General features: G+C 49.5%; 15 protein-coding genes and 1 pseudogene. 2 read left to right on the top strand and 14 right to left on the bottom strand.

All coding sequences use genetic code 11. From position 1 onward, the window contains the following. Positions 1-833: 833 nt before the first annotated feature. The 7 genes from NMC31_RS05305 to pcoA all read right to left on the bottom strand — a co-directional run bounded on the left by NMC31_RS05305 (position 834) and on the right by pcoA (position 7,684). Complete coding sequence (locus tag NMC31_RS05305) at positions 834-1,268, bottom strand: PcoE/SilE family metal-binding protein (protein WP_253897210.1); 435 nt, start codon at positions 1,266-1,268, stop codon at positions 834-836. Between the two features lie 216 nt (positions 1,269-1,484). Next, positions 1,485-2,885, bottom strand: coding sequence for a copper resistance membrane spanning protein PcoS (gene pcoS / locus NMC31_RS05300; protein WP_253897209.1), 1,401 nt, complete (start codon positions 2,883-2,885; stop codon positions 1,485-1,487). Next, positions 2,882-3,562, bottom strand: coding sequence for a copper response regulator transcription factor PcoR (gene pcoR / locus NMC31_RS05295; protein WP_061284930.1), 681 nt, complete (start codon positions 3,560-3,562; stop codon positions 2,882-2,884). The genes pcoS and pcoR overlap by 4 nt, the downstream gene beginning before the upstream one ends. Positions 3,563-3,616: 54 nt before the next feature. Beyond that, positions 3,617-4,495: a copper resistance inner membrane protein PcoD gene (gene pcoD, locus NMC31_RS05290; RefSeq protein WP_327621812.1), complete on the bottom strand. Its 879-nt coding sequence runs from the start codon at positions 4,493-4,495 to the stop codon at positions 3,617-3,619. A gap of 55 nt (positions 4,496-4,550) precedes the next feature. Then, complete coding sequence (gene pcoC / locus NMC31_RS05285) at positions 4,551-4,931, bottom strand: copper resistance system metallochaperone PcoC (protein WP_253897208.1); 381 nt, start codon at positions 4,929-4,931, stop codon at positions 4,551-4,553. A gap of 39 nt (positions 4,932-4,970) precedes the next feature. Next, positions 4,971-5,861 (bottom strand): copper resistance outer membrane transporter PcoB, encoded by an 891-nt coding sequence (gene pcoB, locus NMC31_RS05280; protein WP_253897207.1) that lies wholly within the window; start codon positions 5,859-5,861, stop codon positions 4,971-4,973. A gap of 5 nt (positions 5,862-5,866) precedes the next feature. Further along, the gene (gene pcoA / locus NMC31_RS05275) at positions 5,867-7,684 is read right to left on the bottom strand and encodes a multicopper oxidase PcoA (RefSeq protein WP_253897206.1); all 1,818 of its coding nucleotides are present in this window, start codon (positions 7,682-7,684) and stop codon (positions 5,867-5,869) included. Between the two features lie 234 nt (positions 7,685-7,918). On the opposite strand from pcoA, the pseudogene NMC31_RS05270 reads away from it, so the two are divergent. Together NMC31_RS05270 and NMC31_RS05265 are read left to right on the top strand one after the other, a co-directional pair. Next, positions 7,919-8,366, top strand: a pseudogene (locus NMC31_RS05270) (PcoE/SilE family metal-binding protein). A 288-nt stretch (positions 8,367-8,654) separates the two neighbouring features. Next, on the top strand, positions 8,655-9,392 hold the full coding sequence (locus tag NMC31_RS05265) for a peptidoglycan DD-metalloendopeptidase family protein (RefSeq protein WP_253897205.1): 738 nt from the start codon (positions 8,655-8,657) through the stop codon (positions 9,390-9,392). Positions 9,393-9,425: 33 nt separating this feature from the next. Here the strand turns inward: NMC31_RS05265 and NMC31_RS05260 are convergent, their stop codons facing one another. From NMC31_RS05260 to silC, 7 genes are all read right to left on the bottom strand, one after another. Next, positions 9,426-9,623, bottom strand: a complete 198-nt coding sequence (locus NMC31_RS05260; protein ID WP_000843494.1) for a DUF2933 domain-containing protein — start codon at positions 9,621-9,623, stop codon at positions 9,426-9,428. A gap of 39 nt (positions 9,624-9,662) precedes the next feature. Beyond that, on the bottom strand, positions 9,663-12,131 hold the full coding sequence (gene silP / locus NMC31_RS05255; protein ID WP_253897204.1) for an Ag(+)-translocating P-type ATPase SilP: 2,469 nt from the start codon (positions 12,129-12,131) through the stop codon (positions 9,663-9,665). A 97-nt stretch (positions 12,132-12,228) separates the two neighbouring features. Continuing rightward, on the bottom strand, positions 12,229-12,669 hold the full coding sequence (locus NMC31_RS05250; protein ID WP_253897203.1) for a DUF411 domain-containing protein: 441 nt from the start codon (positions 12,667-12,669) through the stop codon (positions 12,229-12,231). Between the two features lie 85 nt (positions 12,670-12,754). Next, complete coding sequence (silA, locus tag NMC31_RS05245; RefSeq protein WP_253897202.1) at positions 12,755-15,901, bottom strand: Cu(+)/Ag(+) efflux RND transporter permease subunit SilA; 3,147 nt, start codon at positions 15,899-15,901, stop codon at positions 12,755-12,757. A gap of 10 nt (positions 15,902-15,911) precedes the next feature. Beyond that, complete coding sequence (gene silB / locus NMC31_RS05240) at positions 15,912-17,204, bottom strand: Cu(+)/Ag(+) efflux RND transporter periplasmic adaptor subunit SilB (RefSeq protein ID WP_253897201.1); 1,293 nt, start codon at positions 17,202-17,204, stop codon at positions 15,912-15,914. Positions 17,205-17,317: 113 nt separating this feature from the next. After that, complete coding sequence (gene cusF, locus NMC31_RS05235; RefSeq protein ID WP_253897200.1) at positions 17,318-17,671, bottom strand: cation efflux system protein CusF; 354 nt, start codon at positions 17,669-17,671, stop codon at positions 17,318-17,320. A 28-nt stretch (positions 17,672-17,699) separates the two neighbouring features. Beyond that, complete coding sequence (gene silC, locus NMC31_RS05230) at positions 17,700-19,085, bottom strand: Cu(+)/Ag(+) efflux RND transporter outer membrane channel SilC (RefSeq protein ID WP_253897199.1); 1,386 nt, start codon at positions 19,083-19,085, stop codon at positions 17,700-17,702. Positions 19,086-19,091 lie beyond the last annotated feature (6 nt).

The following is a 19,091-nucleotide window of genomic DNA, read 5'->3' as shown; positions in this document are numbered from 1 at the left end:
AACATCGAGACCAAACAGCCAGTTATGTTATCAGGTAAAAATTAGTTGAGACTATCCCTGTTAAAACAGGCATAGCTAATTAACTGCTAACTTGAGAGAAAAAGTGTTTTAATTACGTCGAGTGTAATTACAATCGCTGGCGACGCCAGCAGTGCCAGTGGTGGTCTCAGCCCGGAACAATTTGAAAAAACAGATCTTCGCTTAAGATGGTATCCACCTTACGTGGGTAGGATCAGCGTTCCTCGCTGACTATAGAGTGGAATAAGCGTTGCACTAAAATCCATAAAACAGAGTCCATTTAGTCGGGCATCTTCCGACAACAGCACCAATTCGACGGGTTACGTTTCCTTATCTAAGTCCTAAGCGAGCTAGTTTGTACCATCATACAAACACCTAGAGACACATGATGGTAAGATTTTTACAGCTGGTTTCTCATACCCCATACAGAGCCCTAGTTAAAGTTCAGAACCTTTACCCGTAAGTACGCCTATTCCATGCTCCCGGTAGGCATAAACCTATTTTCTTACTGTGCAGGGGCTGATGCCGTACATCCTGGCTACAGATTTCAAACTCAACTCATCTTCCAGGTACTTCACTGACACTTCCTTTTTGAATTCCAATGAAAATTTTGCCATACGCCCTCAGTTTTTGATCTGGTGTCTAACTTTTGAGGCTCACAGCATCCTCTCAGGAATTTCAGGAGCTGCTAGACGGTGCTGGAACAACGCTTATTCTCAATGACAGTGGTTTATGTTACAAAAAAACGCTCCCGGAAAGGAGCGTAAACCAGTGACTTCGGCATCAAATGAGGGTCTGACAAGTGGAGCAGCGGGTTAATTCTGGGTAACCTGGCTACGATGCTTTTCCGCCTGCTGCTGATGAATAACGGAAGACTGGCCATTTTTCGCGTTCTCATGCACAACAGCAGCTTTCTCATGCTCGCTCATTTCGGAAAATGGCTTAGCAGTTTCTTGGGTGTTCTCAGGTTTGGCTTTCATCATTTTTTTATGCATTTCAGCCATGTCCTGATGGGCGGCAGAATTGCCGTTTTGCATCATTTCATGGGACATAGCGGCCTGATCGTGACCGCTCATATCCATCATTTTCATGCTCTCCCCCTGAACTGCACTTTTTTCAGCGGATGACTGCATCTGATGGGCAGGCGCCTGGGCATTATTTACCTGGTCATGCATGTTCATTGTCTCTGCAGCCCAGGCAGATGAAGCGACAGCCATCATGGCAATAAAGGATACAAGAATTTTTTTCATGGTTGGGTCTCCGGTGTTTTCATACCCGAACAATCAATGCTTATAACAGAGAAAGCATTTGATCTCAGGGCTGGTTAATCATCACGCCAGGAACCGGGCGATTGAATTATCACGTTGCTCCTGATTTATGACTGATTATAAAAAACCGCCTCTGTTTATCGCGTGACTAAATGATGACATTTTTGTCACCTTCCGGATTTTTACTGAATAACAGTATTAATCCGTTAACAGACGCACACTGAACACAATTTCCCGCCCCTGCTGTTCTGCTGACAGCTCGCCGCCGTGAGCATGAATGATCGACCTTGTAATTGATAATCCCAGCCCCGCACCTTCCGTATTGTGGACCCTAGATGAGTCTGCGCGATAGAACCGGTCAAACAGGCGTTCCAGATTAGCGGGAACCGGGCCAGACATCGTATTCGTAATCATCACGTTCACACAGTCACTGTCACGCTCAAGGTGTATCGCTGTACAGGTGTTATCGGGAGAATACTTGATTGCATTGGAAAGCAGGTTACTGAAAGCACGTCGCAGCATATCGCTGTCTCCGGCAACAACGCCCTCTCCTTCAACCGTGATTGTCTTTCCTGTTTCGTCTGACAGGGGCTCGAATAACTCACGTAATTCATTCAGTTCGGCTGCCAGATCTACATCATGTTTATCCAGCTGCAGCAGACCATGCTCTGAACGTGCCAGAAAAAGCATGTCACTGGTCATTCGTGACAACCTTTTCAGTTCTTCCAGGTTAGCGAATAAAATTTCGCGGTAATGCGAAACATCCCTTTCCTTAGCCAGTGCAAACTGCGTCTGCATCATCAGATTACTGATTGGTGTGCGCAGCTCATGCGCGATGTCAGACGAGAAATCTGACAGTTTCCGAAATGACCCCTCCAGGCGATCGAACATGTTATTGAATTCCTGCATGGTCTCAGAGATTTCCGGTGGAGCCAGATCGGGATTAAGACGCTGATCAAGGCTGTGTACGGTCATGGAGGAAGCCAGACTGGTCATTTCCCGTAACGGTTTCAGACCAATACGTGTGGTCAGCCAGCCCAGAAAAACAGAAATAAAGACCAGACCGATATTGAACCAGAACAGCCAGGTACTGAGCTTATCCATAAACAGGGTGTGATACCCAGTATCCGTGGCAACCGTAATGATGAAATGTTTACTTTTACCCTGTTCCGGCGTCACGGCAACCCGCCGCGAGATACTGCGGTACACGGTGTTATTTTCTTCCGTCTGGATCATATAGTCGAGAATATCACCCGACTTATTAAGCAGGACCGCTGGAACAACAGAATTTTTGGCATAAAGTTCAACAATTTTTTCATTTTCCATGTTTTTTATAGAAATGAATAAACCATTGTGCCCTACCATCGCATCGTTTATTTTTTCTGATAATGACTTAATATCCGTTTTGTTCCGGAACGTCTCTGTTTTAAGAAACTCTTCGGTGAGCTGAAGTTTACCTGTCAGAAAATCGCGGTCCTGATTATCGAAATAGCCATTCAGGGTGCTCACCAGCATAAAACTGGATAACCACCATACCGTAAGCATCACTGCAGAAAAAATCAGGCTCAGGCGCGTGGTCAGGGAAATTTTGAACCTCACTCTTCTCTGATCTCCAGGACATATCCGGCACCACGAACGGTATGGATCAGTTTTGGCTCAAAGTCATCATCAATTTTACTTCTCAGGCGTCTCACGGCGACATCAATCACATTCGTGTCACTGTCAAAGTTCATATTCCAGACCAGGGACGAGATAAGACTCCTGGGTAACACTTCTCCGGTGCGTTGCAGCAGCAACTCAAGCAGAACGTATTCTTTACCGGTGAGATGGATCTTCTTCCCCGAACGGATCACGGTCCGGCGCACCATATCAACGGTCATATCGGCGATAGTGCAAACTGTGGCGGCCTGCGAGCGGGCGCGTCGCAGCAAGGTTCTTACACGTGCAACAAGCTCTGTAAAATCGAAGGGCTTAATCAGATAGTCATCTGCGCCAAGCTCCAGTCCTTTCACTTTGTCCCGCACGTTGTCCTTTGCGGTTAAAAACAGGACCGGTTCTTCATGCCCGGACTCCCTCAGTGCGCTGATGATTTGCCACCCGTTGAGGAAAGGCAGCATCACGTCCAGTATTATCAAATCATACTGTCCCTTCGACGCGGCCCCGAGACCATCGCGGCCATTATTAAAGAGATCGGCCTGATAGCCTTCCTCAATCAGTCCCTGCTGCAGGTAACGACCTGTTTTTTGTTCGTCTTCAACGATTAAAATACGCTGCATGGTCAACTCGCTGATATGAAAGTAAAAATCTCACGCATGAGCTTTGGCTGTCCCCTAGCTGACCTGAGACGGAGCAAGCATTCCGAGCCACGCAACGGCGCCCAGAATGATAATCGCAACAACGAATTCTGTCAGGATGCTGTTTCGCATCAGGGCAACGCTGCGATCATAATTCCCTTCCCTGACCATAACTTCAAGCCGGGGACCCAGGTGAAACCGGTTTGCTGCAGCCAGAAGAAGCATCAGAACAAACAGAGCCGTCTTAGCAAGCAATATCCCCCCCCAGGAGCTGTTGAATAAGGGGTTTAAGTTACCCTCAGCAATATACAGATAGTTGACCAGCGCACTCAGGATCAGGGCTACAACAATCACCGTACCTGCCGTGGCAAATTTTGCCAGGGAGTCAGATATCACAATGACGCTCTGTGCATTATGCGCGTTTCTGCGCATCAGCAGGATAGCAAATGCAACCAGAGCACCTGTCCAGGCACCTGCAGCGCCGAGATGAGTCAGATCGCTCAGTAAATGGAGATAGTAATGCAGACCGTCATGCATGACGGCGTGTCCTCCCCAGGCAAGTGTAGCCAGCGCCACGCCCCCACTCATCGTCATCAGCAGGCAGGACAATACTCTCTTATTAGTGTAAAGGAACAAAGCACCGAGAGTGGTAAACAGGGCACAGAGTCTGACAATCCAGCTAATACCTACATCCGTTTCTTCTATCACCATCTCGATAATATGGATAGATAATTCTCTGAGATCAGTTACTCCGCTCATGGCATTAGATACCAGGAGCATATTAATGCCAGTAAGAATGATGCCTGCAACAACAGCAAAGGTTATAAACGACCTGAAATTAGTCAGGTTATACGTTTCATGTCTGACACTGCTTATTCCATATATCTGAAAAAATGGCAATCCAAATATTACCATCAAATCAAGATAAAGAAGAAAACGAATAACAATCATAATCAGGTCGTTCATAATATTACTTCACTGTAAAAGTGTAATTGCCGGTAATAGGGTGTGTATCTGCAGAAACCGCGCGCCAGTCAACACGATAAGTGCCGGCTGGCAGAGGTTCTCGTGGGATAATGACCATTGATTTAGGGTCAGCACCTGGTGCCACTTTTGCCGCGACTGGCATTGGCGAATGGGATGACATGCCTTTCATCCCGGTCATTGTTAATTTAGCCCCTGAGAATTTCACAGTCAGATCTTCTGTGAAATTAAGCTGGATCTTTTCCGGGGCCGCTATGGCTGAATCTGCCTGCGGGACAGAACTTTTTAATTCAGGATGGGCCATAGCAGAGAAAGCAACGCCCATAACGAGGCCACCTGTAAGAATGGCTTTATTTAAAATCGACATTTTATTTACCTGTTTAGTTGAGTGTTTTATATCGGTGCGTTAAAACCAGATTCTGGCTCCCGCCAGGAATACTACCTGATGGTCTTTCTCACCTTCTCTTTTCGCCATATCGGATGTTTTCCCGTAAAGTTGATTCCAGGAAACGCCTATATAGGGTGCAAACTCACGGCGTATTTCATAGCGCAGCCGGAGCCCCAGTTCTGTGTCAGTCAGTCCCCTGCCGCGACCCCGCGATTCATCATCCTGACTGTAGAAATTCACCTCATAGGATGGCTGGAGTATGAGCCGGTTAGTCAGTAAAACGTCGTATTCTCCTCCCAGACGAAGGGCTGCTTTTCCGCCATTACTGACAAACCCCGTAATTTCAGATTCAAAATTATAGAGTGCCAGCCCCTGAAAACCGACAGCAGCCCAGGTCTGGGCAGAAGCAGGTCTGAAATCCTGCCTGACACCCGCAACCAAATCCCACCAGGGGCCAACCGCATGTCCCCAGAGTAACTGCGCTTCAGCCGCCTCCGTTTCCCCATTGCTTCGTTCGCCTTCGCTCTTTAGCCAAAGCCGGTCTGTGTCGCCTCCAATCCAGCTGTTAACACTCCAGCTGAAATTGTTGGTGTTATCCGACCGTTGCCATTCCAGTTGATCCAGCAGAACCAGATAATTAATCGCACTGTCGTGAATCGCATGCCCCTGTAAATTGCCGAATGCAGCCTTCCGGTCGGCATCGGTAACAGGCGGAATTGGCGTTCTGCTCTCGGTTACAATGGGCTCCATTGACGTCATCTCAGTGAAATTCTCATCTGCTGGCATCTGCATGGCAGACATGTCGTGCCCGGCGTGGGGATCTGCAGAGACGAAGCCCGCCGCAATAGAAAGCTGTGAGGTAAACAAACCGGCGACCAGAACAGGTATGGCCTTCAAATTTCTCTTCATTCGCATCATTCCTCCACCCGGACTTCACGAAACATTCCCATTTCCATGTGATAGAGCAAATGGCAGTGATACGCCCAGCGTCCAAGTGCATCTGCTGTCACTCTGTAACTGCGTTTTGTACCAGGGGGAACATCTATTGTGTGTTTACGAACCATGAAATTACCGTTTTCATCTTCCAGATCGCTCCACATACCATGCAGGTGAATGGGGTGAGTCATCATGGTATCGTTGATCAGCGTGATCCTGAGCCGCTCACCGTATTTCAGCAGCACCGGTGCGGCATCTGAAAACTTGATTCCGTTAAATGACCAGGCAAACTTTTCCATGTGGCCGGTTAAATGCAGTTCTATGGTGCGGCCTGGTTCACGTCCGTCAGGATCCTCAAAGCGGCTTTTCAAATCCGCGTACGTGAGAACCTTTCTTCCGTTATTTCGAAGACCAATACCCGGATCGTTTAATTTCGGAGAGACGCTCATCGCCTGCATATCAACCAGTGGGTTATCCGTTTCTGACGCAGGATGACTTTGCATACCCGGCATTCCGGCCATCTGGGAATGATTCATACCGGCCATGCTACTGTGATCCATGGGCGCGGAGGATGTCCCGCTATCCGGAAGGTCAGCACCGTCCATAGACATCATCTCTCCGCTGTTATCCATGCCTCCCATCTGGCTGTGGTCCATTCCTGCCATATCATGTCCCATTCCTCCCATACCCATATCTTCCATGGTCAACAGAGGGCGGGGATCGAGGGCGGGAACGGCAGCACTTAACCCCTCTCTCGTGGCCAGTGTCCCCCGAGCGTAACCGGTCCTGTCCATGGATTGTGCGAAGATGGTATAGGCCTCACCCTGAGGCTCCACAATGACATCATAGGTTTCGGCAACGGCAATCCTGAATTCGTCAACGGTAACCGGGTTTACATACTGGCCATCTGCAGCCACGACCGTCATTTTCAGCCCGGGGATACGGATATCGAAATAGGTCATCGCCGAGCCGTTGATAAACCGTAAGCGTATCTTTTCACCGGGACGGAACAGTCCGGTCCAGTTTTTCAGCGGGGCCTGCCCGTTCATGAGATAGGTGTAGGTGTAGCCACTGACATCCGCGAGGTCAGTCGGATTCATTTTCATTTCAGCCCACATTTTCCGATCGGCAATGGTGGCTGACAGCCCCCGGGTATTCACGTCACGGAAAAAAGAGCCAACGGTTGGTTTATTGAAATTGTAGTAATCCGACTGTTTTTTTAATTTTTTCAGCAGGCTGTGAGGATTTTCATCGGTCCAGTCAGACAACATGACCACATGCTCACGATCGTAAGCAAACGGTTCTGGCTCCCTGGCATCGATGATAATGGCACCGTATACCCCCTCCTGTTCCTGCAGACCGGAATGGCTGTGGTACCAGTAAGTCCCGTTCTGCTTAACCTTAAAGGTGTAAGCGTAGGTATCATCAGGCTCTATGCCCATAAAACTCAGCCCCGGAACACCATCCATATTGGCCGGAAGAATAATGCCGTGCCAGTGAATGGACGTCTGTTCATTAAGACGGTTTTTGACCTTCAGGGTAATGGTGTCACCTTCTTTCCAGCGAAGAACGGGCCCCGGCAGGCCTCCATTGATTGTTTTGGCCTGACGCTCACTGCCCGTGATATTGACGGCCGTTTCACCAATGGTCAGGTCAAACTGAGTACCCTGCAGGGATGCGGCAACTGGCAGGCTCAGACTGGAACGCGCATTGAAACTCCATACGCCAAGACTTCCGGCTACGCCAGAGAGGGTTAACCCCTTCAGGAAAGTTCGTCGAGACGTTTTCAACAGCATGCGCGTTCCCTTATTTAAAGTATGGTTACTGACAGAATTCGAGAACCGATTTAAATTAAATTACTGGTTCATCCTCTTACAATGAAATGAAGCTAGCACACCTTAAGAAACAAATTCATTACAATCGTGTAATGTACATAGCTGTATTACATTTACGTCATCTTCCCCACAGGTTGATTATTTTTATATATGATCGTAAGGACATCTTTTATGTACCTCAGAAGGTAATTACACATGAATATATTAATCACAACCACTGCGTTTACAGCTTTATTTTGTGGGGCAGCTTTGCTCAGTCCAGTGATATTGCCCATGAAGCACATCGATTTGTTAATAATGCCTCAGCCGTCAGTCATGTGAATTCCTCGACGCATGAAAATTTGCCGGACATGATTAATAAAAACAGCACGCCCTCATTCTCTGAAATGAATGAACATGAAAGGGCCATTGTTGCTCATTCATTTATGAACAACAGCGCGTCCTATGCACATCAGAAAATGATTGAGGAACATAAAAAATGCTGTCCGACAGTGGTGCAAATTCAAAGACCTCCTCTTCTTCTTTTAACGAACTGAATGCCGGAGAGAAAGCCGCCCTCGTGCATGAGCAGGTCAATAATGCCGGTGCGGAAGCTCATCAGACGCAGGCAAGAAAGCTTCGCGGCCTTTATTCGTCCAGGTAACGGCAGGCGAGTTAGTGCTTAGCGTCAGGTGCGCAGCAGGGCTTCACTGACGGGTTACGTCGCAGGACATGAGCCTCATATTGCTCTGCCGTAACCTGTTTCAGACCCGTTAATCATCACCGTCGGGCTGGTCATACAGTTCCCAGAGCTTCAGGAGCAAACGGGAAACAAGATATGTTACAAAAATGACGACCATCAACGGTGCTCCCGATTAACTGACAGATGACACGCCTCCTGAAAACCCCTAGCATACGCCGCAGTGTTCATGCTAACGGCGAATTCCAGTAAATGTATTCTACCGATGTCGTAAAAGAAAATGCTTACCTTTCAGCCACGCGCTCGGGGCTGGAATCGAACGAGATCGCTATCCTTCAGCGCTCTTTGCCTTCCCGGTTTAATCTTCGGCATTTGAAAAAAAATGAATCATTAAAACTCGTACTGCAAAAGAAAGCGGGAAAATCACGTGTAGTGGCCTATAAATTTACGTCCGGTTCATTTAATTACACGGCGTATCGTATATCAGACAAAAAGTTCTATAACCTTTCCGATACTTCCGGGAAAGGCAGTCTCGATTATCCGTTACCAGCCGCAGCAAGACTCAGCTCGCCTTTCAATCCTGCAAGACTTAACCCTGTATCGGGAAAAGTGAGTCCCCATAATGGCATTGATTATTCCATGCCCATGAACACAAAAATAGTCAGTGTCATCGACGGAAAAATCACCCGGGCCGAATACAACAGTACCATGGGATATTTTGTTGAAGTAACGGGAAAAGCCGGTGTTAAAACTCGCTATCTCCACCTCAATAAAATACTCGTTACCAAAGGGGCCAGGGTTACCCGGGGAGGCGCTATTGCGTTATCCGGTAACAGTGGACGTTCATCCGGTCCTCATCTGCATTACGAGCTGGTCATCAATAACAATCCTGTTAACTCACTGGCGTTCCGGGCAGCGGCACCCGCTGATAACAAACTTGAACAGCATGCCTTTGCGCATGCCAGAGACTACGAACGATACCTGGACTGATAACGGGACCGCGACGCGGCCCCGTTTGCCGGATTAATTTTTTTTATCGTTTTCACTTCCGTGATGTTGATGATCTCCATGCCCTCCGTGGCCGTGGAAAAGATGCATTAGCGGGCAGACCAGCAATAACAGATATGGCCAGTAACCTGCCACATGTGACCAGTGTTCGCGCAGGAGGGCAAATGCCGCGATCGCGGCGACAGCAATAAGCGCATAGGTGGTACTTTTCATACTGGACTCCTTCTGTTCGTAACAACCCCTTCACCAGTGTTATTTCCCGAGCCTGACACTTTTCAGACGCAACGCATTCACAATGACGCTGACGGAAGAAAGAGCCATGGCCGCCGCCGCAATAACTGGCGACAGCAGTATTCCATACACAGGATAAAGCAGACCTGCAGCCACAGGCACACCAAGTGCGTTGTAGATAAATGCAAAAAACAGATTCTGTCGGATATTTTTCATGGTGATCTCTGACAGATGACGGGCCCTGTTCAGTATCATCAGGTCGCCTTTGAGAAGGGTGACTCCGGCACTTTCAATTGCCACATCTGTACCCGTTCCCATGGCTATACCCACGTCAGCCGCTGCCAGAGCCGGGGCATCATTCACACCGTCTCCGGCCATCGCAACCACATGGCCAGACTCTTTCAGTCGGGTTATCACTGCTTTTTTGCCATCCGGCAGAATCCCTGCTTCAACCTCATCTATTCCCAGTTTCCGTGCGACTGCTTCAGCAGTAAGCTGGTTATCCCCGGTGAGCATAACAATGCGGATCCCCGCCTGACGCAACGCTTTAAGCGCATCCGGCGTGGATGCTTTCACGGGATCCGAGATAGCTATCAGGCCTGCAAGGTCCCCGTCCGTGGCCACATAGATAACGGTAGCGCCTTCCATCCGCAACGTATCCGCAATGGCCTTTTGATTTTCAATAACGATACTGTTTTCCTGCATAGCCAGTTCATTACCAATAACAACCCATTGACCTTCGACATCGCCTGTGACACCTTTACCCGACGGCGCATCGAAATGAGTGACTGCGGGTATTGCGATCCCCTTTTCCTGCGCTGCTTTAACTACTGCCATACCCAGCGGATGCTGCGAGCCTTTTTCCACTGCGGCCGTTACACGCAAAAGAGATGTTTCCCCACCCGGATTGAGACTGATAATCCCTGTCACCGTCGGCGAACCTTCCGTGAGCGTGCCTGTTTTGTCGACAACCAGCGTGTCCACTTTTTCAAGACGCTCAAGGGCTTCGGCATTCTTAATTAACACCCCGGCCTGGGCTCCTTTGCCCACCCCCACCATTATCGACATCGGCGTGGCCAGCCCCAGCGCGCAGGGACAGGCAATAATCAGGACCGACACAGCCGCAATGAGACCGTGCGCCATCCTGGGCTCGGGCCCCCAGACAGACCAGATCATGAAAGCAACAACCGCGATAAGTATCACCAGAGGAACAAACCAGCCTGAAACGCTGTCAGCCATTCTCTGGATGGGGGCCCGCGAACGCTGTGCATCAGCGACCATCTGAACAATTCGTGAGAGCATCGTTTCATCACCGACTTTCTCTGCACGGATGATAAGACTACCTGTCTGATTAATCGTCCCCCCAATGACGGGTTCACCCTCCGTTTTGGTAACCGGCATAGACTCCCCGGTCACCATCGATTCATCCACGGTTGTTTTGCCTTCGACCACGATACCGTCGACCGGAATACTCTCTCCAGGTCTGATGCGGAGCTTATCGCCAGGCAGGACATCTTCCGCATTAATATCCGTTTCATGACCGTCATGATCCAGCCGCCTGGCGGTTTTGGGGGCAAGGTTCAGAAGCGCAGTAATGGCACCTGAGGTTTGTTCCCGTGCCCGCAGCTCAAGAACCTGTCCCAGCAATACAAGCACCGTAATTACTGCCGCGGCTTCAAAATAAACGGCCACCAGGCCATCCATGTTTCTGAACGATGCAGGAAACCAGGAGGGGAAGACGGTTGCAATGACGCTGTAAACCCAGGCTACGCCGGTCCCCATAGCAACAAGGGTAAACATATTCAGGGAGCGGTTACGTAACGACATTCCGGCCCGGGCGAAAAATGGCCAGCCACACCACAACACGACAGGAGAGGCCAGAAGCAGCTGCAGCCATGTGTTGTACTGTGGTGATACTGTATTCCTCAAAGCGGGAAACAGATGAGATCCCATTTCGAGTATCAGAACCGGAAACGCCAGCAACAACCCCAGCCAGAAGCGTCTTGTCATGTCGCGAAGTTCATCACTCGGCCCCGTGGATGCCGTGGCTACGAGCGGTTCCAGTGCCATTCCACAGACAGGACAGCTTCCGGGACCACTGCGGCGTATCTCCGGGTGCATCGGACATGTCCACACACCTTCAGAAATATCGTTCTCCGCCTGGTGGTGAGGCTGTTTTATCTGATCAGGGATGACTTCGTGGTGATGGTGATGGGAATGTTCACTGGCATCTTCTGTAAGATAACGATCGGGATGGGCTTTAAATTTACTCTCACAGCTGGCGGAGCAGAAATAAAGCTGATGCTCCTGGTATCGAATGCTGCTGTGCGTCTTGTCGGGCAGGATTTCCATCCCGCACACGGGATCTCTCACCTTATGCAATACGTGACTCTCGTCTGGGGATAATGTCTGTTCAGAAGCAGTCTGGTTGTTGTGTTGCACTGCATTGTCATTTTTCACAGTAACTCTCCTTATGCAAACCTGAAGCATCTTCTGTATTCAGGTTATGTCATGGATGCGATTACCACGAATGTCGCCGGCACAGGAGTGCCTGCTGCCGGCGTCCCGTTATCAGCCGTTCCGCTGACTATTCGATTCGCTGGAAGACCTTTTTACTGCCCTCCGGTGAGAATGCGATAACATCGTAAGCCTCTTTACGGGCCCCCATCTCCATTCCCGGGCTCCCCGCAGGCATGCCGGGGGTGGCAAGGCCATAAATCCCTGAACCAGACTGCATTGCCTTATGTATCGTGGCTGCAGGCACATGGCCTTCAATGATCAAATTACCAGCAACCGCGGTATGACAGCTTCTCAGTCCAGCAGGAACAGCATATTTTTCTTTCAGGGCTGACAGAGCCTGATCATTCATGACGTGGGTCCGCACCTCAAACCCGTCATTTTCCATCGCCTTACCCCACAGGGAACAGCATCCACAGTTTTCAGATTTATACATATCAATCACTTTTTCACTCGCCATCGCGGGCAGTGAAAGGCCAAAAGCCAGGGTCATTAAAATTATTTTTTTCATACTCACCTCTGTATGTTATCGATATAAACCCTGACGTCAGGGTGAATTTATGCAAAAGGACACCCGCAGGGGTGCCCTTTCAGGGTTATGACACGCTCTTTTTATGTCTGCGCAGCCAGATGAGTTTATAGGCGGCAGGTATAATGAACAGGGACAGCAGCGGAGCCGTGATCATCCCACCAATCATGGGGGCCGCAATACGGCTCATGACTTCTGAACCTGCGCCGGTTCCCCAGAGTATCGGCAGCAGACCCGCGATGATCACCGCCACGGTCATGGCTTTCGGCCGGACACGCAGCACGGCACCATGATAAAGGGCTTCATCAAGACCTTCCGGTGTGAACGTTTCTTTGTTTGACAGTTCCGGATGCGCTTCAATGGCATGACGCAGATACATCAGCATGACCACGCCAAACTCTGCTGCCACACCGGTCAGGGCGATAAACCCGGTTCCGGTTGCGACTGACATATGGAAGCCCTGCCAGTACAGGAACCATATCCCGCCAACCAGGGCGAACGGCAGACTCATCAGGATAAGTAAGGCCTCATCAACCCGACGGAATGCCAGATATAACAGGATGAAAATGATCATCACCGTCATCGGCACCATCAGTTTCAGTTTCTTGTTGGCGTGTTCAAGTAATTCAAACTGTCCGGAGAATGACACGCTGGTACCTGGTTTCAGTTTCACTTTCTGACTGATAGCTGTCTTAATATCATTGACCACCGACACCATATCCCTGTCGCGTGCATCGATATAAATCCAGCTGGCTGGTCGGGCGTTTTCCGTTTTCAGCATGGTTGGCCCGGAAACTACTTTAACGTCAGCAACATCTCCCAACGTGATTTGTTGCTTCATTGGCGTCAGGATTGGCATTTGTTTCAGAGCCAGAGGGCTATTCCGGTAATCCTGCGGGTAGCGGATATTGATTGGGTACCGGGCCACACCTTCAACGGTTTCACCTACCATTGCGCCACCTATAGCTGAGGAGACGAACAGCTGAACATCTCCTACAGTCATTCCATAGCGGGAGGCTTTCTCACGGTTAATATCGATGTCAATGTAGCGCCCACCCTCCAGACGTTCAGCGAGAGCAGAAACCACGCCCGGCACGGTTTTGGCTACCGCTTCGATACTCAGTGCCGTCGCATCGATATCGGACAGAACAGTCCCGGATACCTTGATACCTATCGGGCTTTTGATACCGGTAGAGAGCATATCAATACGGTTACGAATTGGCGGCACCCAGAGGTTAGCCAGACCAGGCAGACGGACGGTCTTATCAAGTTCGTCGATAATCTTGTCAATAGTCATGCCTGGCCGCCACTGATCCTCAGGTTTCAGCTGAATGGTGGTTTCCACCATTTCGAGTGGCGCGGAATCCGTTGCGGTCTCTGCCTTACCGGTCTTGCCAAATACAGAGGCCACTTCAGGAACGGTTTTGATTAACTTATCCGTGGTCTGCAGTAGCGCCGCTGCTTCCGCCGGAGAGACGCCTGGCAACGTTGACGGCATATACAGCAGGTCACCTTCGTTGATCTTCGGCAAAAACTCACCGCCGACCTGGCTCAGTGGCCAGATAACCGTGAAGATGGACAAGGCCGCAACCAGCAGGGTTGCTTTTGGCCAGTGCAATACCCGTAACAGCAACGGATGATACGCTTTAATCAGCATCCGGTTGAGGGGGTTACTGGTCTCGGCAGGGATTTTCCCGCGGATCCAGAATCCCATCAGAATAGGAATGACGATAATAGCCAGCGCGGCCGCTCCTGCCATGGAATAGGTTTTCGTGAACGCCAGCGGGCCAAACAGACGCCCTTCCTGTCCTTCAAGGGTAAAGATAGGAATGAACGAAAGGGTGATAATCAGCAGACTGATGAACAGTGCAGGTCCCACTTCCACGGAGGCGTCAGTAATGACTTTCCAGCGGGTGGCGTTATCAATCTGCTCTCCTGGATGTTGATGATCCCACTCCTCCAGCCGTTTGTGCGCATTTTCAATCATGACAATAGCGGCATCCACCATTGCGCCGACGGCAATGGCTATCCCTCCCAACGACATAATATTGGCGTTCAGTCCCTGGAAGTGCATGACGATAAAGGCGATACACAGGCCAAGTGGCAGAGAAATAATTGCCACCAGGGCAGAACGAACATGCCAGAGGAACAGGGCACAGACAATGGCAACAACGATGAACTCTTCAAGGAGCTTATAACTGAGATTGTCAATTGACCTGTCGATAAGCTGACTGCGATCGTAGGTGGTCACGATTTCGACCCCCTCAGGCAGGCTGGCCTTCAACGTTTCCAGTTTGTCTTTTACTGCTGTGATAACGTCTCGCGCATTTTTACCCGACCGCAGAATCACCACGCCGCCGGCAACTTCTCCCTGACCATTAAGCTCTGCTATCCCGCGCCGCATTTCTGGCCCGATCTGTACGCGAGCGACATCACGCAGATAAACCGGTACACCGTTCTCGCCTGTTTTCAGAACAATATTATTAAAATCATCAATGGACTGAAGATATCCGCTGGCACGGACCATGTACTCTGCTTCTGCAATTTCAACGGACGAACCACCGGCCTCCTGGTTAGACGATCCAAGAGCCTGTTTAACTTCAGGCAGGCTGACACTGTACTGGGACAATTTCTCCGGATTAACCTGGATCTGATACTGTTTCACCACGCCGCCAACCGAAGCGACCTCAGCCACGTTCGGAATGGTTTTCAGTTCAAATTTCAGGAACCAGTCCTGCAGAGAGCGCAGTTCTGAAAGGTCGTGTTTCCCGCTGTGATCAACCAACGCATATTCAAATATCCAGCCCACGCCTGTGGCATCTGGACCGATTTCTGAACTTACGCCGGCAGGAAGTTTACCCTGAACCTGATTAAGATATTCCAGCACGCGCGAGCGGGCCCAGTACAGATCTGTTCCATCTTCAAAAATGACATACACATAAGAGTCACCGAACTGAGAAAAACCGCGCACGGTCTTTGCGCCCGGCACCGACAGCATGGTAGTCGTGAGCGGATAGGTGACCTGGTTTTCAACAATCTGAGGAGCCTGGCCGGGATAGCTGGTTTTAATGATTACCTGCACATCTGACAGGTCAGGCAGGGCATCAACCGGCGTGTTAATAATCGTCCATGTGCCCCAGATGCTGAGAAACAGGGCACCCATCATGACCAGGAAACGGTTGGCGACAGAGCGCCGGATAATCCATTCAATCATCGTCGTCTCCTCAGTGTCCTGAATGCATATTTGCAGGCTGCTCAGGCATTACTGGCAAACTGTTTTCTGCTTTTTCAGGATTACGCATACGTTCCAGCGCGCCCGTAATATTGGCTTCAGAGTCAATGAGGAACAGGCCGCTGACTACCACGTTATCCCCTTCATTCAGGCCGGAACCAATGCCGGACTGTTGCTGTGATTCATGCAAAACGTGGATCTGTTTTGGCACAAAATGGCCTTCATCATCGACCGTAATCACGCGCTGTTCTTTGCCGGTATCGATAACGGCCTGGCTTGGTATCAGCAACATTTCCTGGCTTTGGGTATTCAGTTTCAGGTAGGCATTCATGCCCGGCTTAAGAAACTCATCCTTATTAGAAACCTGGAGACGGACCTGAAGCGTACGGGTTGTCTGATCCACGCTGGGAAGAATGTTCCATTTTTCGACATGGAATGTTTTATCCGGATAAGCCGGTACCGAAATTTCAAATTGCGACGTATCTTTCAGCAGATAGGCGATAGATTCCGGCACTGCAGCGCTGATCCAGACCGGGTCCATCCCCTGAATCTGAGCCACCACCTTATCTTTCGAAATATTCATGCCGGTGCGCAGGTCAAATGCAGTAATGACACCATCAATAGGTGCTTTAATGGTAAAACGGGTCTGGATTGTACGGGTTGAACGCAGCCTTTGAATATCCTCTTCCGGCATACCGGCCAGGCGAAGCCGTTCAAGAACGCCTCGGGTTTGCGTTGGCGTTCCACCGGTACCGGATAACAGCAGGAACTCACTTTGTGCCTCAACCCATTCAGGAATGGTGATATCGATAAGCGGAGTGCCTTTCTTTACATGATCGCCAATCGTCAGGGGATACACTTTTTCGACAAAACCGTCAGAACGCGCCTGTACAATGACAAACTGATATTCGTTATAACTGACGTTAGCCGGAATAGTCTGGGAGTAATTCAGTGCTCCACGAGCGACTTTTTGTGTTTTTAATCCCAGGTTCTGAACCTGAGTTGGGTTAATGCGGATCCCGCTACTGCTTTTATCGCCACTTTCATCAGCATATTTTGGCACCAGGTCCATATCCATAAAGGGAGATTTTCCGGGTTTATCAAATTTGGTATCCGGTTTCATCGGATCATACCAGAAAAGTACCTTTTTCTCCGGTGCCTTTTGTTCTGTTTGTACTGTTTTTTGTGATGAGTTTACATACTGCCAGGCAGTAACCGATATCAGCCCTCCTGCTATGAGGCTGCTGATAATTATTGCAGCATATTTTATCTTTAAAGAAGCCATACAATTTCTCGCTGAAAAATCAAAACACCTGGCATATGCGCCCGATCATTCATTCACAGTGATCCCATAATGAATGTTCAGGCGCACTGGATGTATCCGCTCCGGACTGTTAATCAGGATTGCGTAACGTTAATGCTTTTGAGTAAGGAGATATTGCCCTGCTGAATAAACGAGAAATCGACATGGTTGCCGGTTTTCAGGGCATTGATAGCGTCGTCTGCATTAACAAAAGTGAAGCGCATGGTCATTGCAGGCCAGCCCACCGCCGGGATTGCTTCGTGCGAAATGGTAATCTTTTTACTATTCATATCAATTTCTTTAACGATACCGGTGCCCTTGATAACCTGCTGTACCGAAGCATCACTGGCAGCATTCATATCGCCATGCTGATGTGTCTCAGCATGAAGACCGGTAGAAAACATGACAGAGAAGGCACCAAATAAAACGGCTTTAAGTGAATTACGCATTTTTAATTTCCTGATTAATTGAATAAATTTACTCTACCCAGCCGCCACCCAGCGCGGTAAACAGATTAATTTCGTTAACCTGTCGGGAATAGGTAAGATCGAGGATGGTTTGCTGTGTCGCGAAGAGGGAACGTTCTGCATCCAGCACTTCGATGTAACTGACAGCACCACTTGCATACAATCCTCTGGCACGCTGCAGGGTTATCTGAAGTGAATCAAGATAACGCTGCTGTGACTCAAGTTGCTGGCTAAGGCTATCGCGCAGCGCAAGCGTGTCGGAAACATCCTTAAAGGCTGACTGAATTTTTTGTTCGTAATTAACCACCGACTGTTGCTGGCGAATTTCAGCCAGCTTCAGATTGGCTTTGTTCCTGCCAGCATTAAAAATAGGAATTTCAATTTTAGGAATAAAATTCCACATTCCGCTTCCTGACGTAAAGAGGCTGGACAACTCCGTACTGCTTGCGGAAAGGCCACTGGTCAGGGTAATGGACGGGAAAAAGGCCGCTCGCGCTGCGCCAATATTGGCATCAGCTGCTTTTAGCTGGTATTCAGCTTCCAGGATATCCGGGCGCTGCAGTAAAATTTGTGAGGACAGGTTTGGTGGCAGTTTTACTGGCGCGATCTCACCGCCCTTCATCCCTTTTTCTGACGGAAGTGCACGGTACGTTCCCAGTACAAGCTGCAGGGCATTATTTGCCTGTGCCAGATCGCCTTCTCGTTTGGCTATCTCTGCGCGGGTACTTTCGATTTGTCCCCTTGCCTGTTCAAGCGCCAGGACATTCGTACTCCCGGTCACCAGCTGTTGCTCAACGAAAGCATAGGACTGTTCATAATTTTTTAGCGTTTCACGCGCGATACGGAGTTGTTCATACGCCAGTTGCTGGCTGAAATAGCTCTGTGAAACGTTGGAAACCAGCAGGATATGCACGGCCCGACGGGCTTCTTCACTGGCAAAGTAGTTCTGACGGTCAGCTTCACTCATGTTCTTAAGCTTGCCGAAAAAATCGAGCTCATAGCTGAGCTCCAGACCCGCGTCATACTCCTGTGTCGTCGGCTTGTCGCCTTTCAGTCCACCGCTGTATGTGATCCCTGATGAGGCATTCAACTGCGGATAACGATCTGCATCCGTGACGTTGAACTGGGCTCGGGCCTCTTCAACCTTCAGGGCAGCCATTCTCAAATCACGGTTATTATTCAGAGCTTCAGTAATCAGCCGTGTAACCTGGGGATCGACAAAAAAGTTACGCCAGCCCGTATCCTGATAACCATTCACTGCTGGCGTCAGGCTGTTTCGGGACAGCGAAAACTGCTGGGGTACCGGTGCTGCCGGGCGCTGATATTCTGGTGCCAGAGAGACACAACCGGCCAGGATGAATATCGTGCTAATGCTGAGTAATTTTAATTTGAACATAACGCT

It is taken from the genome of Pseudocitrobacter vendiensis, from assembly GCF_943590815.1.
Classification (GTDB): domain Bacteria; phylum Pseudomonadota; class Gammaproteobacteria; order Enterobacterales; family Enterobacteriaceae; genus Pseudocitrobacter; species Pseudocitrobacter vendiensis.
The sequence above is the reverse complement of the archived record's forward strand: the minus strand, read 5'-3'. Positions and strand labels throughout refer to the sequence as shown.

Excerpts from the sequence above, each read along its gene's own strand:
- pcoB (WP_253897207.1), bottom strand. The coding sequence starts at position 5,861 with ATGAAGAGAAATTTGAAGGCCATACCTGTTCTGGTCGCCGGTTTGTTT.
- pcoA (WP_253897206.1), bottom strand. The coding sequence starts at position 7,684 with ATGCTGTTGAAAACGTCTCGACGAACTTTCCTGAAGGGGTTAACCCTC.
- NMC31_RS05265 (WP_253897205.1), top strand. The coding sequence starts at position 8,655 with ATGTATTCTACCGATGTCGTAAAAGAAAATGCTTACCTTTCAGCCACG.
- NMC31_RS05305 (WP_253897210.1), bottom strand. The coding sequence starts at position 1,268 with ATGAAAAAAATTCTTGTATCCTTTATTGCCATGATGGCTGTCGCTTCA.
- NMC31_RS05260 (WP_000843494.1), bottom strand. The coding sequence starts at position 9,623 with ATGAAAAGTACCACCTATGCGCTTATTGCTGTCGCCGCGATCGCGGCA.
- pcoR (WP_061284930.1), bottom strand. The coding sequence starts at position 3,562 with ATGCAGCGTATTTTAATCGTTGAAGACGAACAAAAAACAGGTCGTTAC.
- pcoC (WP_253897208.1), bottom strand. The coding sequence starts at position 4,931 with ATGTCGATTTTAAATAAAGCCATTCTTACAGGTGGCCTCGTTATGGGC.
- cusF (WP_253897200.1), bottom strand. The coding sequence starts at position 17,671 with ATGCGTAATTCACTTAAAGCCGTTTTATTTGGTGCCTTCTCTGTCATG.
- pcoD (WP_327621812.1), bottom strand. The coding sequence starts at position 4,495 with ATGGTAATATTTGGATTGCCATTTTTTCAGATATATGGAATAAGCAGT.
- silC (WP_253897199.1), bottom strand. The coding sequence starts at position 19,085 with ATGTTCAAATTAAAATTACTCAGCATTAGCACGATATTCATCCTGGCC.
- silP (WP_253897204.1), bottom strand. The coding sequence starts at position 12,131 with ATGCTTCAGGTTTGCATAAGGAGAGTTACTGTGAAAAATGACAATGCA.
- NMC31_RS05250 (WP_253897203.1), bottom strand. The coding sequence starts at position 12,669 with ATGAAAAAAATAATTTTAATGACCCTGGCTTTTGGCCTTTCACTGCCC.
- silA (WP_253897202.1), bottom strand. The coding sequence starts at position 15,901 with ATGATTGAATGGATTATCCGGCGCTCTGTCGCCAACCGTTTCCTGGTC.
- silB (WP_253897201.1), bottom strand. The coding sequence starts at position 17,204 with ATGGCTTCTTTAAAGATAAAATATGCTGCAATAATTATCAGCAGCCTC.